Here is a 16,272-nt window from a genome sequence, read left to right on the forward strand (position 1 = left end):
GGAATCAATTGCCCGGCGGCGCCCCGGTATCGGGTCCGATCGGTTCGGGCTGGCGGTCCTCGATCGGGACGCGAAGGTCGATGCGGCTGCCATTGATCTCCGTCGAGATCACGGCGTCGCCGTCCCGGATGCCGATGCGCGTGCCGTCGGCGATGGGAATGTCGCCAACGTCAGGAATCACCGGACTGTCCTGCGGCTCGACGGGCCCGGTCGGATCGACGGGGCGCGGCCGCGGCGACGCCTTTTGCCCCGCCGCCTGGATCATGAAATCGCGCCACATGCGCGCGGGCAGGCCGCCGCCCGAGATCCCCTGAAGCGGGCTGTTGTCATCATTGCCGATCCAGATGCCAACGACGAGGCCGCCCGCATAGCCGACGAACAGCGCGTCGCGATTGTCCTGACTGGTGCCCGTCTTGCCGAAATTGGGCTGCGGCAGCCGCGCCGCGCGGCCCGTTCCCCGATTGACCGCGGCACGCAGCATCTTTTCCATATCCTTGTGCACACGCGACCCGAAGCGCGACGGCCCCCAGACGAGATTTTCGAGCCAGCCCTTTTCCTCGGCCTTGAAGGCGTGCGGTTCGACCGGATAGCTGTTCGCCGCAACCGCGGCATAGGCGGCGGTGAGTTCGAGCAAGGTCATGCTCGACGTTCCGAGCGCAAGGCTGGGATCACCCTCGGCCAGCGGCGCGGTGACGCCCAGGTCGCGCGCCATGTCGATCACCTTGTCGCTGCCAACTTCGCTGAACAGGCGCACGGCGGCAACGTTGCTGGACGACGCAAAGGCGTCTTCGAGGCTGATCTGCCGCGAATAGGCGCCGCCCGCATTTTTGGGGCGATAGGCGCCCGTTTCGATCGCGCGGTTGTCGATCATGTCACCCGGTTCCCACCCGGCGCGCAGCGCGGCAAGATAAACGAACAGCTTGAAGGTCGATCCTGGCTGGCGCCGCGCCTGCGTCGCGCGGTTGAAGGGCGAGGCGGCATAATCCTTGCCGCCGATCATCGCGACGACCTCGCCATTCGGGCGCATCGCGACGAGCGCGACCTGCGCCTTGCCCAGCCCCGCGCGGCTGGTGACGCGCCGCGCGATCGCCTGAAGCCGCGCATCGAGCGTCGTCGCGATCGTCTGGCGCGAATAGCCGACGTCGCTCAATTTGCGCGCCTCGGGCAGCGCCCAGTCGGCGAAATAGGTGCCCGTGGGCAGCGTATTGCGCGTGCGCACGTCGATGCGCGGGGTGCGGATCGCGCGCGCCTCGCGCTCGGTCATCCGGCCCGTCGCGACCATCGCGTTCAGCACCAGCTTCATGCGCTTTTCGGCGAGGCCGGGATTGCGCGTCGGGGCGAGGCGCGAGGGCGCCTGCACCAGCCCCGCGAGCATCGCCGCCTGCGCCGGGGTCAGATTTTCGGGCTGGCGGTAGAAATAATGGAGCGACGCCGCGCGCAGCCCATAGGTGTTGTCGCCGAAATAGGCGTTCGACAGATAGCGTTCGAGGATTTCGTCCTTCGTCAGCCACGCCTCCAGCCAGAAGGCGATCAGCGCCTCGCGCGCCTTGCGTCCCAGCGTGCGCTTCGGCGTCAGGAAAGTGAACTTGGCGAGCTGCTGGGTGATCGTGCTGCCGCCCTGCGTCGGACCGCCCGTCATGTTGCTCCACACGGCGCGCGCGACGCTGCGCGGGTCGATGCCCCAGTGCGAATAAAAGCGCCGGTCCTCGATCGCGAGGAAGGCGCCGGTGACATGGTCGGGCAGGTCGCGCGCCCTGACCGGCCGATCGACGATCGCCCCCGACCGCGCGATCGGCGTCCCGTCGGACGCGAGCAGGGTAATCTGCGGCGGCGCGATCGGTTCGAGCGATTTCGACAGCGGCGCGGTGAGCGCAAGCCAGCCGACGAGCAGGATGAAAATCACGCACAGAACCGAAAATCCGCGCGCGATCCGGCGCGCCCATTTACGCCGCCTGGATTCGGGAAGCGGCGGGGTCAGCGACAGCGGCGATGACGGCGGAACGTCGGCGAACGGCCCACCACCCGTCATCGCAAGGGTGGGGTCGGCGCCTTCGGGTTTGCGGAACCAGGTCATGCTTGGGGCCGTATTACAGCCCCAACACAGCATAGGCAAATGGCTTGTCGCGCCGTCTCAGCTGCCCGCGCTGCGCAGCGTATCGCGCGCGACGCGCTGCAACGCCGCCGCCTGCGCATTGGAAAGGCCAAGCTCGTCCGCTCCCTTCTCATCCGGTCCCAGCGTCGTCGGATCGCGGCCGGTGACCGCGCCAAAGGTCACCAGCGCCGAGAGATAATAGCCCGCGACGCTGGCGTGATAATGGTCATAGGCCCACAGGTCGAGCTGGCCATAGCCGATGCCGTCATAGGGGTTGGGATCGGCCACCCCCTCCATCATCGCGCGGTTCCACGCCTGTCCGACCGGCAGGATGCCGGCAATCGCGGGGTTGGATGCGCGCACCTTGTCGGCGGCGGCGCGCAGATCGTCGGCCATCGCGGTCACCGGCTTGCCATACCAATGTCCCTTGGGCGTATAGGTCTGGTCGGCGCGCGTCCAGCTGGCCATCAGGCGGATGTCGACCGCAGGATTGCGCGCCTTGAACAGCCTGGCAAGCCGATCGACATCGCGCAAATAATTGCCGGGATCGCCGGGCCGGTCGCGGTCGAGCGTGCTGAACTCCTGCAGCACGACGACGTCCCACGCGCGGTCGAACCGCTGGCGCCGCTCGTCATAATGAAAGCCCAGCGACTTGCCGCCCTGCGTCTCGAGGCTGACCCGATAGTCGAGCCCCGCCTGCTCGGTGAACAGCTTGAACAGCGCCGGAACGCCGCCATAGCCGGCGTTATTAAGGTCGGTGACCGATCCCGCGCGCCAGTTGCGCGCCGCCGAATGCGCGCCCTGCGTAAAGCTGTTGCCGATGAACAGAATCGTTCGCGGCGCGGCCCTGGGTTCGCTCCGCGCCGCCGCGGCATCACCATGCGGGGCGGTGCTGGCGACCGCCTGGCCGGGCGCGCACCCCGCCAGCGCGAGCAGCACCGCGCCCCACATGGCCTTCAGGGGTCCAGTGGATCGAAGCCCCGAAGCCGTTCGTTCGCTATATCGCATTAAAAGCTGCCCCGAAGCTGGACGTAGAACTCGCGCGGTTTAACCGAATGATATTCGGGGTAATAGCCATAGCTTTCGTCGACGAGCGGCGGCGCGCTGTCGAAGACGTTGTTGACGCCAAGGCGCAGGCGCACGTCGCGGCGGTCGCCGAGCCGGAAGCGATATTCGCCATAGAGGTTGACGCGCCAATCCTCCTTGACCTTCCAGTAGACGGTTTCGCCATCGACGGTGATGTCGGCGCTGGTGTCGATCATGTCGGACACATAGCGCACCGATCCGCCCAAGCTGAAATCGTCCAGCCGCCAGCCGAAGGTCGCGGTGCCGCGCCAGCGCGGATTGCCGTCGAGCTTGACGCGATCGACCTGCAATTCGGCAAAGTCGCCCGCGAAGGCGGGGTTCTGGGCGAGCGCGGCGAGCAGGTCGTTGCGCACCACATCGAGCTTGTTGAGATAGGTCGCCTCCACCCCGAAGCGGAAGGTGCCCGCCGACCCCGCGTCGATGCTGGTCGACAGGCCGAAATCGAAACCGTCCGCAACCTGGCGGTCAAGGTTGATATAGGGATCGAAAATGAACTGGACCTGCCCCGCCGCCTGCCGCGGCGCATCGGGATTGGCGGCATTATAGGCGTCGAAGGCGGCCTGATCGGCGGCGGTCACCGGCGCGCGGACGACGTTGGGATTGCTCGAACCCTGCTGGCGCAGCAGGAAGTCGAGCGCGAGCGCTTCCTGATCGCCAAAGGCGCCGATCACGCCCGTCTGCTCGAAGCGCCAATAATCGACATTGATCACAAAGCGCCGGAAGACGTTGCTTTCAAAAGCTTTGGTGAGATCGAGCGTCGCGCCGACGACAAAGGTTTCGGTGTCTTCATTCTTGAGGTCAGGGTTCGACTGGCGGACCGACGCCAGATAGGCGTCGCCGGTCGATACCGGATCGCCCGTCACGTCTCGGCGGTAATAATCCTCGGTGCCGAGGTTCAGCCGCGAAATGTCGCCGCGGTTGAGCTGGACCAGATTGGGAACGCGAAAGCCCTGCGAATAGGCGGCGCGCAGGTTGAACGCCGCGACCGGGAACCATGACAGCGCGACCTTGGGCTTCACCGCCCCGTCCTTGATGTCATCGAAATACTCGCCGCGCACCGCGAGTTGCAGCGTCAAATCGTTGATGAACCTCCCCTCGCCGCGGTGCAGCGGGATCAGCGCCTCGCCAAAGGCCGAAAAAACGTCGCGGCCCGCGCTGGAGTCGCGCGTCGGGCTGACCCCCACAACGTCGGACACGCCGGAAACGTTCGATTCATCGAAGATGATCGTCCCGTCGAGCCGCGGGTCGCGATCCTCTTCATAATAATCATGCCGCCACTCGGCCCCGAAAGCGAGCCCGACGGGACCGTCGATCAGGTCGAAGGCGGCGTTGTTCGATATGCGGAAATCGGCGGTCATCAATTCGGTCGTGCCGACGTTGGTATTGGAAATCCGCACCCGGTCCCACTGCTCCTTCGTGTTGGCGTTGGGGCCGCCGAAGGGGTTGATCGCGTCGGGGGTCGCTTTCGCCAGCTCGGCCGCGAGCAAAGTCTTCGACAGGCGATTGCTTTCGGTGTCTTCGGTGCGGTTGCCGCTCATCGCCACCGCGCCTTCCCAGTCCCAATCGCCGAACTGGCCGCGCAGCCCGGCGAGCAGGCGATAGGTTTCGGTCTGCGTGTCGATAAAGCGCGGGCCAAGGTCGGTCGGGCGCCAGTTGACGAGCAGGATGTCGCGCCCTTCGGCGGGCACATCGCTGCTATTGAGGCCGGGCAAGCGGTTTGGGCTGCCGACCGCGCCGAAGGGATTCCAGTAATTGCTCGCCGGGACGATCAGAAAGGCGAGCCCGCTGTCGACGGGCTGCGCCGCGCGGTTCGAACTGGTGGTCGCGCGGTAATAAAGCGCCTCGGCGAAGAGTTCGACGCCGCCCTCGAACTCATGCTCCAGATTGGCGAAAGCGTTATAGCGCTTGGCCGACGAAATCAGCTGACGTCCCTTGGCCGTCACCGGATCGTTGGCGATATCGACGCCCTCGTTCAGCGAATTGTTCGGCTGGTTCGCCCCGAAATCATAGCGCAATGCCGTGTCGAGCGAACCATCGTCGAGCCCCATGCAGCCCTCGCTGCCCGTGCCGAGTTCGGCGCGGGTTCCGGGGAAACCGCACGGCTGGATGTGAAAAACGCCGCTCGAACTGGTGAGCGCCGTCGTGCCCTGGCGAACGCGCCGACCGACGAAGACGCCGTCGGCATTGACCGACCCGACCTGAAACTGGCCAAAGGGTGACGAGGTCGAGGTGTTGCGAAAATCGACCGTCTCGGTCGCAAAGGGCGAGTCACCGAGAAAAGCGCGCTTGTCGACCGAGTTGAATTGCGGCCCCAGTTCGCTGGAGAAGAGGCCATTGCGATCATAATAGCTGCCCGAGACCATCAGGCGCGTGCGCCCCTTGTTGAACTCGACGCCAAAGCCGCCATCAATGCTGATCTCGTCGGATTTCGTCCCCTCAAGCCTGCTATATTCAAAGTTCAGCACATTGCGGTTGAAGTCCGCGTCGAGGATCGTGTTCACCACCCCCGCCGTCGCGTCCGATCCGTAGAGCGCCGACGCGCCATCGCGCAGCACCTCGACCCGGTCGATGCCCGTCGCCGGAAAGGCGTTGACGTTGACGATCTGGCGCGGGGTCGATCCGATGTCCTGGTTCGCGGCGTGCGCCGCGATACGGCGGCCGTTGAGCAGGATCAGCGTATTGCCGGTGCCAAGCCCGCGCAGATTGACCGTCGCGACGTCGCCGCGCGCATCGTTCGGGCCATCGGCGGCGCCGTTGATTTCGGCCGAACCCGCCTGCGCGATATATTCCATGATCTCGCCGGTCGAGCTGGCGCCGAAGCTGTCGATCTCCTCCTTGCCGAGCGTCGTGACCGCGATCGCGCCGCTGTCCGAGGCCCCCTTGATGTTCGATCCGGTCACGACGATTTCCTCGTCGGCGGCAGCCCGAGCAGTTTCGTCCTGCGGCGCGGCGTCCTGCGCCTGCACCATCGTCGCCGTCATTCCGGCCGCGACGATCAGCGCGATCCGGCTGCTCTGGCGCACCCAGCGGCTCTTTATGGTCTTGATCATATCATCCCCCATCCTTCTTTATTTGTCCGGTCAGTCGGTGTCGGTTTCGATCGGCACTGCGGCCAGTGGCGCGGGATCGCCAGCGAGCGCGCGGGCGAGCGCGTCGCGGTCGAGCCCCTTTTCCCAGCCCGCCACGACGATCGCCGCGAGCGCGTTGCCGATGAAATTGGTGAGCGCGCGGCACTCGCTCATGAAGCGGTCGATACCGAGGATCAGCGCGAGCCCCGCAACGGGCACCGACGGCACGATCGACAGCGTCGCCGCGAGCGTGATGAACCCCGCGCCGGTGACCCCCGCCGCGCCCTTCGAGCTGACCATCGCGACGAGCAGCAGTGCGATCTGGTCGCCGAGGCTGAGGTCGACGCCAACCGCCTGCGCGATGAACGCCGCCGCGAGCGTCATGTAGATGTTGGTGCCGTCGAGGTTGAAGCTGTAGCCCGTCGGCACGACGAGGCCGACGATCGGCTTGGCGCAGCCTGCGCGCTCGAGCTTTTCGATGAGGCTGGGCAAGGCGGCTTCGGACGAGGAGGTGCCGAGCACGAGCAGCAGTTCGGCCTTGAGATAGGCGATCAGGCGAAAGATCGAAAAGCCCGAGAAATGCGCGACCGCGCCGAGGATCACGATCACGAAAAAGAGCGAGGTCAGATAGAAGGTCGCGATCAGCAGGCCGAGATTGGCAAGCGATTCGACGCCATATTTGCCGATGGTGAAGGCCATCGCGCCGAACGCGCCGATCGGCGCGAACTTCATCAGCATCGCGACGAGGCCGAAAAACACCGTCGAAACCGTTTCGAGCAGGGTCAGCACCTGCCGCCCCGGCTCGCCCGCGTGCGACAGCGCAAGCCCGAACAGGATCGCGACGAACAGCGCCTGCAATATCGACCCTTCGGTCAGCGCCGAGACGAAGGTGACCGGAATGATGTCGAGCAGGAAGGCGGTCAGCGTCGCCTCATGCGCCTTCGCCTGATATTGCGCGACCGCGCCCGCGTCGAGCGTCGCGGGGTCGATATTCATCCCCGCGCCGGGCTGCACCACATTGGCGACCACCAGCCCGACGATCAGCGCGAGCGTCGAGAAAAAGAGGAAATAGGCAAAGGTCTTGCCGACGACGCGGCCGAGCGCTTTCGTCTCGCCGCCGATCGAGGCGATGCCGGTTGCGACGGTCAGGAAGATGACCGGCGCGATGATCATCTTCACCAGCTTGATGAAGCCGTCGCCGAGCGGCTTGAGTTCGGTGCCGACCGCGGGCCAGAAATGGCCGAGCAGCACACCCGCAACGATCGCGGCGAGCACCTGCACATACAGATGCGACCACCAGGCGCGCGGCCGGGCAGGGGTCGGCGCTGCCATCACATTGACGTTGGCTGCCACCAGCCTCTCCCCTTGTTGTGCGCCGCGGCGGCGCGACCTGCGGCCGTTCACTGGTCTTTGGGCAAGTTTAGGGAGCCGGTGGATCGGCGGTCAAACGGGCGACGAAATCCAGATAAGACGATGTATTTCATATATTAAATATCGGGCAGGATCGGCACGTCCACGCGATTTGTGCGAAATGCCACATACTAAAATCCCTTGTTGTGCAATAATCCGCACATGACCGAGTCGCGCGATTCGCCCATCATCGCTCCCTCCACCGGCCGCCGCCGGTTGCTGATTGCGGTCGCCACGGGGCTGGCGATCCTGCTGCTCGCGGGGTTCGGCCTCGCCCACTGGGCCGCCGACCGCGCCGGAGCGCAGACGGCCGTGGAAGCGCAACAGAATGCCCGCGCGCACGCGAGCCTGCTCGAAAGCGAATTGCAGAAGTTCCGCCTGCTGCCGCGCGTGCTCACCGAATTTCCCGATGTGCGCGCCGCGCTCGCCGACAAGAGCGATGCGGCGTCGCGCCGCCTGAACCGTGAGCTCGAACAGCTGGCGGCGCGCACCGATGCGGCGGTGATCTATGTGCTCGATGCCGACGGCACGACGATCGCGGCGAGCAACTGGCAGTCGCCGACCAGCTTCGTCGGCGAAAATTACCGCTTCCGCCCTTATTTTCGGGGCGCGATGCAGCGCGGCGAGGCCGAATTGTTCGCTCTGGGAACGGTGAGCGGGCGTCCCGGCCTCTACCTTGCACGGCGCGTCAATGCGGGCGAACGGGCGCTCGGCGTCATCGTGCTCAAGGTCGAGTTCGACAAGCTGGAAACCCGCTGGGCCGATTCGGCTGCGACAACGCTCGTCACCGACGCCGCGGGCATCGTCGTGATGAGCAGCGTGCCGCGCTGGCGCTTTCGCGCCTTCGCGCCCCTGTCGGCGGCCGACCGCCAGCGGCTGCGCGCGACGCGCAGCTATGGCGACGCGCCGCTCGACCCGCTGCCCCTCCGCCGCAGCGGCGACCTCCTCCGCATCGGCGATCGCTCCTATTTTCAGGTGGCGGAGCGCGTGTCGCTGCCCGGCAGCACGCTGCGTCTGCTCCAGCCCGCCGAACCCGCGCGCGCGAGTGCCGATGCGACCGCGCGCGTGATCTTCCTGATCCTTCTCATCCTTGTCGGCGCTGCGATCGTCACCCTGCTCCGCCTCGTCGAACGGCAGGCGCTGCGGCAGGCGGCGCATGAGGCGCTCGAACGCGAAGTGGCCGCGCGCACGCGCGATCTCCGCGATGCGAACGACGAGCTGCGGCAGGCGTCCGAGCGGCAGGCCGAAACCGACCGCCGCTATCGCGCCGCGCGCGAGGAGCTGGCGCAGGCCAGCCGCCTCGGTTCGATCGGACAGATCACCGCGGGGGTGGCGCACGAGATCAACCAGCCGGTCGCGGCGATCCGCAGTTTTGCCGAAAACGCCCTCGCCTATCTGAGCCGGGCAGAGGACGACAAGGCGCGCGCCAATCTGGACCATATCGTCGCGCTGACCGCGCGCGTCGGCGCGATCACCGGCGAATTGCGCAATTTCGCGCGCCGTGCGCCCGCGCCGCTGGGGCCGGTCGCGTTGCAGTCCGCCATCGACGGCACGCTGCTGCTGATCGGCGACCGGCTGCGCGCGCAGGGCATCGCGCTCGCCATCGACATCGAGAACCCCGCGGCGAGCGTCCACGCCGACCGCGTCCGGCTGGAGCAAATCCTGGTCAACCTGTTGCAGAATGCCGCCGATGCGGTGCGCGGCGTCGAGGATGCCCGCATCAGCCTGACCGCGCATGGCAGCGACCCGGTGATCATCGACATTTGCGACAACGGCCCCGGCGTACCCGCCGACATCAGGCCGCAGCTGTTCACCCCCTTCGTCACCGGCCGCCCCGATGGCCTGGGGCTGGGGCTCGCGATCGCCAGCGACATTGTGAAGGCGTTCGGCGGCACGCTGACGCTCATCCCCTCGCCATTGGGCGGTGCGGGGTTCCGCCTGACGCTGAGGTCGGCATGAGTTTTTTCACCACCGAGCAGTCGATCCTCTTCGTCGACGACGATGCGACGCTGCGCGAAGCCAATGCGCAGACGCTCGACCTGGCAGGCCTGGCGGTCGAAACCTTTGCCGATGCACAGAGCGTGCTGCCGCGCATCGCCGCCGATTTCGCGGGGATCGTCGTCACCGACATCAGAATGCCGGGCATGGACGGGCTGGAGCTGCGCGCCGCGATCCACGCCATCGACGCCGACATTCCCGTGGTGCTGATAACCGGCCACGCCGATGTGACGATGGCGGTGCGCGCACTGCACGACGGCGCCTTCGACTTCCTCGCCAAGCCTTTTGCGGCAGACCATCTGGTCGGCGTCGTGCGCCGCGCGCTCGCGCACCGCGCGCTGATCCTCGACAACCGGCGGCTGACCGCCGCGGCGGCGGCCATCGACAGTCCTTTGATCGGCGACAGCCCCGCGATGGTTCGTTTGCGCGAGACGATCGCGCAGCTGGCACAGGCCGACATCGACGTGCTGATCGAGGGCGAGACGGGAACGGGCAAGGAGCTGGTGGCGCACATGCTCCACCGCCAGAGCCGGCGGAGCGCGGCGTCGCTCGTCGCGGTCAATTGCGCCGCACTGCCGCACGACCTGGCCGAAGCCGAACTGTTCGGCAGCGACCTGACCGACCGCGCGACCGGCAAGCTGGGGCAAGCGGGGCGTATCCGCAGCGCGCATCGCGGGACTTTGTTCCTCGACGAGATCGACACGATGCACCCCGCGGTGCAGGCGAAGCTGCTGCGTGTGATCGAGGAGCGCGAGGTGCAACCGCTCGGCGCCAGCGCGCCCGAGCCCGTCGACCTGCGCGTCGTCGCGGCAACCAAGACCGACCTGATGGACGCGGTGCGCGGCGGCGACTTTCGCGAGGATCTTTATTACCGGCTGCACGTCGTCAAGCTGCGTATCCCGCCGCTGCGCGAGCGGCGGTCGGACATTCCGCAGACCTTTGCCTTCTTCCTCGATGAAGCGGCCTCCAAAATGGGCCTGCCGGGGTTCCGGATCGACGACGCCACGCGGCGGCATCTGGTCGAACATGACTGGCCGGGCAACGTCCGCGAGCTCAAGAACTTTGCCTATAGCGTCGTGCTCGACCTGCCGTCCGACCCCGCGCGTTCGGCGATGCCCGCCGCCGCGCCGCTCGCCGAGCGGCTGCGCCGGTTCGAGGCGACGATCATCGAGGACACGCTTGCCCAGACACGCGGCAATATCGCCGAAACGATGGCGCAGCTCGGCGTGCCGCGAAAGACGCTGTACGACAAGATGGCCAAGCTGGGGATCGACCCGAAACGGTTCCGCGGCTGAGCGCGGCAAGGGGACAACCAGCAAGGTCGTCATCCCGGCGAAGGCCGGGATCTCGCCGGTGCGTCAGGCAGAGTAAGGTGAGATCCCGGCCTTCGCCGGGATGACGATGGAATATGGGGCGGGCGTCAATCCGGCTCGCGCTATTTCCCCTGCGCCGCGAGGATACGCAGCACGTTGCCGCTCCACATTTTTTCGATGTCGGCGTCAGAATGGCCCGCCGCCTTCAGCCTGGCCGTGACCTTGGGCAGCGCGGTTATGTCCTCGATGCCTTTCAGCCCGCCGCCGCCGTCCCAGTCGGCGCCGAAGCAGATATGATCGGGGCCAGCCACCTCGATCGCGCGCAGCACCATCTTCATATAATCCTCGAAATCCGCCGCCCATAAGGGCTCGCGCTTGTCGAGTTCGCGCCATTTCCGGTGGAGCTCGGCCTGCTCGGCGCGCGTCATGGTGCCGATCCGCTCATATTGCCCGAACAGCTCGCCGCGCGCCGGGGTCATGTTCATTTCGGACAGGAAGACCGTCGAAATGCACATCGCCCCGCCCTTCGCCGCAAGCGCCTTCAGCCGCGCGTCGTCGAGGTTGCGCGGATGGTCATAGGCCGAGCGCAGGCTGGAGTGCGAGAGGATGATCGGATATTTCGACAGCTCCAGCAGCTGATCGAATGCGGCATCGGATGAATGGCTCGCGTCGATGACGATGCCGAGGCGGTTCATTTCGGCCACCCATTGCTTGCCAAGCGGGCTCAGCCCCTTCCAGCGGGCCTCGCCGGTCGCACTGTCGGCAAGCTGGTTTGTTCGCGAATGCACCGGCCCCGCCATCCGCACGCCCTTGCGGTAAAACTCCTCGAGCAGCGCCAGATCCTCGCCGAGCGGATAGCTGTTTTCCATCGACTTGAAGGCGACCAGCTTGCCCGCGCGCGTCAGCCGCTCGGCGTCCGCCGCGGTGCGCGCGGGGGCAATCGCGTCGGGATATTTCGCGATGGTCCTGTCGATCAGGTCCGACCTTCCCCGCGCAAAGGCGAGCGCGTCGGCATAGCCCTTTGCCGTCAGCGGCCCCTGCTCGGTATAGATGACGAAGAAGCCGCCATCGAGATGGCCGTCCTTCATCCGCGGAATATCGAGCTGGACCATATCATCGGCCAACGTGTGACGATCGGCAAAGCTCCACCCCGCGCGCTCGAAATGAAGCGGCGTGTCGAGATGGGTGTCGAGCACGAGCATCCGGCTGTGCAGCGGTGCTTCGGACGGCTTTGGCTTGTCGTCGCCGGTTGAACAGGCGGCAAGGGTGGCCGCGGCCAGCAGGATCGAGACAGGTTTCAACATCATTCTCCACGAACCGGCGGGTGTGGCCATGCCAATCGCTATGATCGGGGCATCAAGGATGAAATGGGTCGATCCCCCTTTGTCGGCGCGCGCGGCCCGGCCTTGCGAAAGGCCCGGCGCCCTCTTACCAATGGGTCAGCGAGAGGGAAGCCGATGCAACTTGATGATCCCGATCGGGCAATTGTCAAACAGGAAATGGAGGGGTTGACGGCCGGGCGGCTCGTGCTCGCGGCAGCGCCTCGCCAACCGACGGAGAGACCATGACCAGCCCGCGGCGCTTCACCCCGGCCCTGCTGCTGAGCGGTTCGATGCTGCTCGCGGCGCCGATCGCGGCCGAAACGCCCGCCTATGACGTGATCATTCGCGGCGGGACGATCTACGACGGGTCGGGCGGGCCGCCCGTCGTCGGCGATGTGGCGATCAGGGATGATCGCATCGTGGCGGTGGGCCGGGTTGCGGGCTCGGCCAAAAGCGAAATGTCGGCGAAGGGAATGGCGGTGGCGCCGGGCTTCATCAACATGCTGAGCTGGGCCACCGAATCGCTGATCGCCGATCCCAAAAGCCAGAGCAACATCCGGCAGGGCGTGACGCTGGAGGTGATGGGCGAAGGCTGGTCGATGGGGCCCCTGAACGCGGCGATGAAGGCGCAGGAAAGGGCGCGGCAGGGCGACATCCAATATGCGATCGAATGGACGAGCCTCGGTGACTATTTCGACTGGCTCGAAAAGCGCGGCATTTCGACCAATATCGCGAGCTTCGTCGGCGCGGCGACGGTGCGCGTGCACGAACTGGGCGAAGGCGATATCGACCCGACGCCCGAGCAGCTGGGCCGGATGCGCGCGCTGGTGCGGCAGGCGATGAACGAAGGCGCGATGGGCGTCGGCAGCTCGCTCATCTATGCGCCCGGCTCCTATGCCGAAACCGACGAGCTGGTCGCGCTGACCAGCGAGGCGGCGAAGTGCGGCGGCATGTATATCAGCCATATGCGATCCGAGGGCGACCGGATCGAGGAGGCGGTCGACGAGCTGATCGACATATCGCGCCGATCGGGCGCGCCCGCGGAAATCTATCACCTCAAGATGGCGGGGCGCAGCAACTGGGGCAAGCTCGATACCATCGTGAAGAAGATCGAGGATGCGCGCGCCGAAGGACTGCGCATCACGACCGACATGTATACCTATACCGCCGGTGCGACCGGGCTCGACGCCGCAATGCCGACCTGGGTGCAGGCGGGCGGGCTCGAGGCGTGGATCGAGCGGTTGAAAGACCCCGCGATCCGCGCGCGCGTTGCCGAGGAAATGAAGAAGCCCGGCGGCGACTGGGAAAATCTCTATTTCGGCGCGGGCGCCGACAAAATGATCCTGTCGGGGTTCAAGAGCGAGGCATTGAAGCCGCTCACCGGCAAGACGCTCGCCGAGGTCGCCGCGATGCGCGGCAAGTCGCCGGAGGAGACCGCGATGGACCTCGTCATCGAGGATGGCTCGCGCGTCGGCACCGTCTATTTCCTGATGTCCGAGGATAATGTCCGCAAACAGATCCAGCTGCCGTGGATGAGCTTCGGCTCCGATGCGGCGTCGCAGGCGACCGAGGGCGTGTTCCTGAAATCGGGCGCGCACCCGCGCACCTATGGCAATTTCGCGCGGCTGCTCGGCCGCTATGTCCGCGACGAAAAGCTGATCCCGCTCGAACAGGCGGTGTATCGGCTCACCACCCTGCCCGCGACCAATTTGGGCATCACGGATCGCGGCGCGCTGAAGCCCGGCTATTATGCCGATGTCGTGGTGTTCGATCCCGCGACGATCGCCGACCGTTCGACCTTCGAGGCGCCGCACCGATATTCGGTGGGCGTGCGCGATGTGTTCGTGAACGGCAAACAGGTGCTGAAGGACGGCGAACATAGCGGCGCGATGCCGGGACGCGCAGTGCGCGGAGCGGGTTTCAACCGCTGTCCATGAAGCGCGGAGGACGGAACGCGTGACCGATCGCAGGGCCGAATGCTGGGCGGACATGCCGCAGCTGATCGCCGCGGTGCAAGCAGCGGGCGATATGCTCGGCCTCCCCCATGTCGCGGCGCAAGCCAACCTCGGCGACCCCGAACCGATGAGCGATGTCGAGGGGCGTCCCTATGCCGAGACCAGCTTTCGATGGATCGACCCCGACTATGCCTATTGGCGCGACCGCAAGCTGGCGCTGCACGTCGCTTTCCTGACCGCGGCGCGGTTGATTGCCGAGCCCTTTTATTACAGCGACGGGCGCCTCGGCACCTGGCGGCCGACCGCGCTGCTCGACGCGGTCGATTGTTCGCAGGCCAGGAACACCCCCAATTTCGGCGAAGCGATCATCGCGCCCGTTCACCTGCCGCGCGGGCTGGTGGGGGCGGTCTTCTGGTGCTCGCGCGAGCCGGTGGGGGTCGAGGCGCTGTTCGATGAACATGCCGCGCGGCTGCACATGCTCGCGCTGCGCCTGGTCGCCACGCATAATGAAGCGCGCGGCCGCCCGCGCAACGCCATGGTGCCGCAGACGCTGACCCGGCGCGAGGTCCAGTGTCTGCGCTGGGCCGCCGCAGGCAAGACCGACGCGGAGATCGGTATCATCCTGTCGCTGTCGGTGTCGACGGTGCGCTTTCACCTTCGCAACGCCGCCGGCAAGCTGGGCGCCACCGGGCGCGCGCAGTCGATCCAGATCGCCGCGGGGCTCGGCTATGTCGGCGCGCGCGCAGCCTGACGCGGGTGCCAGCTTTGCGGCGCGCGGCAGGACGTCCTAATCCGGGCGCATGGACATGTTGAACGACCCCGCGCTGCTGGCCTTTCGCGACGAGGTTCGCGCCTTTCTGCGCGCGAACCTGCCCGAAGACATCCGCCACGGCGCGGCGCGCGCAACGAGCGTCTTCATCGACCCCGCCATCTCGCTGCCCTGGCAACGCATCCTGCATCGCAAGGGCTGGGCCGCGCCCGACTGGCCCGCCGAGTTCGGCGGTCCGGGGTGGACCGAGATCGAGCGCTATATCTTTGCGGCCGAATGCGCGCGCGCGGGTGCGCCGAACCTCGCGCCGATGGGGCTCAAAATGGTCGCGCCGGTGATCATGCATTATGGCAGCGCCGAACAGCGCGCCCATTATCTGCCGCGCATCCTGTCGGGCGAGGATTATTGGTGCCAGGGCTTTTCGGAGCCCGGCGCGGGGTCCGACCTTGCCGCGCTGCAATTGCGCGCGGTGCCTGATGGCGACGATTATGTCCTCAACGGGTCGAAGATATGGACGACGCACGCGCATTTCGCGAACCGCATGTTCGCGCTGGTGCGCACCTCGACCGAAGGCAAGCCGCAGGCAGGGATCAGCTTCCTGCTGCTCGACATGGCGACGCCGGGAATCAGCGTCGAACCGATCCGCACGCTCGCGGGCGACCATGAGTTCAACCAGGTCTTTTTCGACGAGGTTCGCGTGCCGCAGGCGAACCGGCTGGGCGCCGAAAATGCCGGCTGGTCGGTCGCGAAACATCTGCTGACCTTCGAGCGCGGGGGCAAATATGCGCCGGGCCTGATCGGGCGGCTCGAACGGCTGCGCGCGTTCGGCGGTCACGACCCTGTGCTGCGCGCCGCGCTCGACCGCGAGGCCGTGGCGCTGCGGGCGCTGCAAGCGCTCGAGCTCAAGGCGATGCGCGGGGTCGGCGGCAGTCCGGCGCTCCATGCCTCGGCGCTCAAGATCCTCGGAACGGAGGCAGCGCAGCGCATCGACACACTTGCCTGCGAAGCCATGGGCCAGGCAGCGTGGGCCGAGGCCGACGGACAAGTGGCCGACGAACTGGCGGTCGCCGTGCCGCGCTATCTGAACGACCGCGCCGCGACCATCTATGCCGGGTCGAACGAAATCCAGCGCGACCTGATTGCACGAACGCTGCTGGGTTAGGGCCGATCGACATTCAGAAGCTGGCGAGTCGAAAATGGTGGTTTTCCGTGGTCCGGAGCGCAGCGCGCTTTTTGCACATGAGCAGCGGAAGCGCGGA

The 16,272-nt window shown here is 66.5% G+C and carries 10 protein-coding genes; 5 read left to right on the forward strand and 5 right to left on the reverse strand.

Going from position 1 to position 16,272, the window contains the following annotated elements:
* Positions 1-4: 4 nt before the first annotated feature.
* Genes SPYCA_RS08295 through SPYCA_RS08310 form a run of 4 tightly spaced genes read right to left on the reverse strand, consistent with a single transcriptional unit; the run spans position 5 to position 7,578 of the window.
* Positions 5-2,074 (reverse strand): transglycosylase domain-containing protein, encoded by a 2,070-nt coding sequence (locus SPYCA_RS08295; protein WP_232003598.1) that lies wholly within the window; start codon positions 2,072-2,074, stop codon positions 5-7.
* 57 nt (positions 2,075-2,131) lie between these two features.
* On the reverse strand, positions 2,132-3,043 hold the full coding sequence (locus SPYCA_RS08300) for a DUF4886 domain-containing protein (protein ID WP_232003600.1): 912 nt from the start codon (positions 3,041-3,043) through the stop codon (positions 2,132-2,134).
* A gap of 56 nt (positions 3,044-3,099) precedes the next feature.
* Entirely contained in the window at positions 3,100-6,228 is a 3,129-nt protein-coding gene (locus SPYCA_RS08305; RefSeq protein WP_120219759.1) for a TonB-dependent receptor domain-containing protein, read from the reverse strand.
* 30 nt (positions 6,229-6,258) lie between these two features.
* The gene (locus tag SPYCA_RS08310) at positions 6,259-7,578 is read right to left on the reverse strand and encodes a dicarboxylate/amino acid:cation symporter (protein ID WP_120222221.1); all 1,320 of its coding nucleotides are present in this window, start codon (positions 7,576-7,578) and stop codon (positions 6,259-6,261) included.
* A gap of 240 nt (positions 7,579-7,818) precedes the next feature.
* Between SPYCA_RS08310 and SPYCA_RS08315 the strand changes: the two genes are divergently transcribed.
* Together SPYCA_RS08315 and SPYCA_RS08320 are read left to right on the forward strand one after the other, a co-directional pair.
* Positions 7,819-9,615: a sensor histidine kinase gene (locus tag SPYCA_RS08315; protein WP_120219760.1), complete on the forward strand. Its 1,797-nt coding sequence runs from the start codon at positions 7,819-7,821 to the stop codon at positions 9,613-9,615.
* Positions 9,612-10,949, forward strand: coding sequence for a sigma-54-dependent transcriptional regulator (locus tag SPYCA_RS08320; RefSeq protein ID WP_120219761.1), 1,338 nt, complete (start codon positions 9,612-9,614; stop codon positions 10,947-10,949). Before SPYCA_RS08315 ends, SPYCA_RS08320 begins: the two co-directional genes overlap by 4 nt.
* 140 nt (positions 10,950-11,089) lie before the next feature.
* Here SPYCA_RS08320 and SPYCA_RS08325 read toward each other — a convergent pair whose 3' ends face one another.
* Entirely contained in the window at positions 11,090-12,271 is a 1,182-nt protein-coding gene (locus SPYCA_RS08325; protein ID WP_232003602.1) for a dipeptidase, read from the reverse strand.
* Positions 12,272-12,531: 260 nt separating this feature from the next.
* Between SPYCA_RS08325 and SPYCA_RS08330 the strand changes: the two genes are divergently transcribed.
* From SPYCA_RS08330 to SPYCA_RS08340, 3 genes are read left to right on the forward strand one after another with little or no spacing between them, the layout of a single operon-like run.
* On the forward strand, positions 12,532-14,226 hold the full coding sequence (locus tag SPYCA_RS08330; RefSeq protein ID WP_120219762.1) for an N-acyl-D-amino-acid deacylase family protein: 1,695 nt from the start codon (positions 12,532-12,534) through the stop codon (positions 14,224-14,226).
* 19 nt (positions 14,227-14,245) lie between these two features.
* The gene (locus tag SPYCA_RS08335) at positions 14,246-14,995 is read left to right on the forward strand and encodes a helix-turn-helix transcriptional regulator (RefSeq protein WP_120219763.1); all 750 of its coding nucleotides are present in this window, start codon (positions 14,246-14,248) and stop codon (positions 14,993-14,995) included.
* Positions 14,996-15,044: 49 nt separating this feature from the next.
* Entirely contained in the window at positions 15,045-16,175 is a 1,131-nt protein-coding gene (locus SPYCA_RS08340) for an acyl-CoA dehydrogenase family protein (protein WP_172595014.1), read from the forward strand.
* Positions 16,176-16,272: the final 97 nt, after the last annotated feature.

The organism is Sphingopyxis sp. FD7, assembly GCF_003609835.1.
Taxonomy (GTDB): Bacteria; Pseudomonadota; Alphaproteobacteria; order Sphingomonadales; family Sphingomonadaceae; genus Sphingopyxis.

Bases quoted from the DNA above. Each gene is read 5' to 3' on its own strand.
- SPYCA_RS08295 (WP_232003598.1), bottom strand. From the start codon at position 2,074: ATGACCTGGTTCCGCAAACCCGAAGGCGCCGACCCCACCCTTGCGATG.
- SPYCA_RS08300 (WP_232003600.1), bottom strand. From the start codon at position 3,043: ATGTGGGGCGCGGTGCTGCTCGCGCTGGCGGGGTGCGCGCCCGGCCAG.
- SPYCA_RS08305 (WP_120219759.1), bottom strand. From the start codon at position 6,228: ATGATCAAGACCATAAAGAGCCGCTGGGTGCGCCAGAGCAGCCGGATC.
- SPYCA_RS08310 (WP_120222221.1), bottom strand. From the start codon at position 7,578: ATGGCAGCGCCGACCCCTGCCCGGCCGCGCGCCTGGTGGTCGCATCTG.
- SPYCA_RS08315 (WP_120219760.1), top strand. From the start codon at position 7,819: ATGACCGAGTCGCGCGATTCGCCCATCATCGCTCCCTCCACCGGCCGC.
- SPYCA_RS08320 (WP_120219761.1), top strand. From the start codon at position 9,612: ATGAGTTTTTTCACCACCGAGCAGTCGATCCTCTTCGTCGACGACGAT.
- SPYCA_RS08325 (WP_232003602.1), bottom strand. From the start codon at position 12,271: ATGTTGAAACCTGTCTCGATCCTGCTGGCCGCGGCCACCCTTGCCGCC.
- SPYCA_RS08330 (WP_120219762.1), top strand. From the start codon at position 12,532: ATGACCAGCCCGCGGCGCTTCACCCCGGCCCTGCTGCTGAGCGGTTCG.
- SPYCA_RS08340 (WP_172595014.1), top strand. From the start codon at position 15,045: ATGGACATGTTGAACGACCCCGCGCTGCTGGCCTTTCGCGACGAGGTT.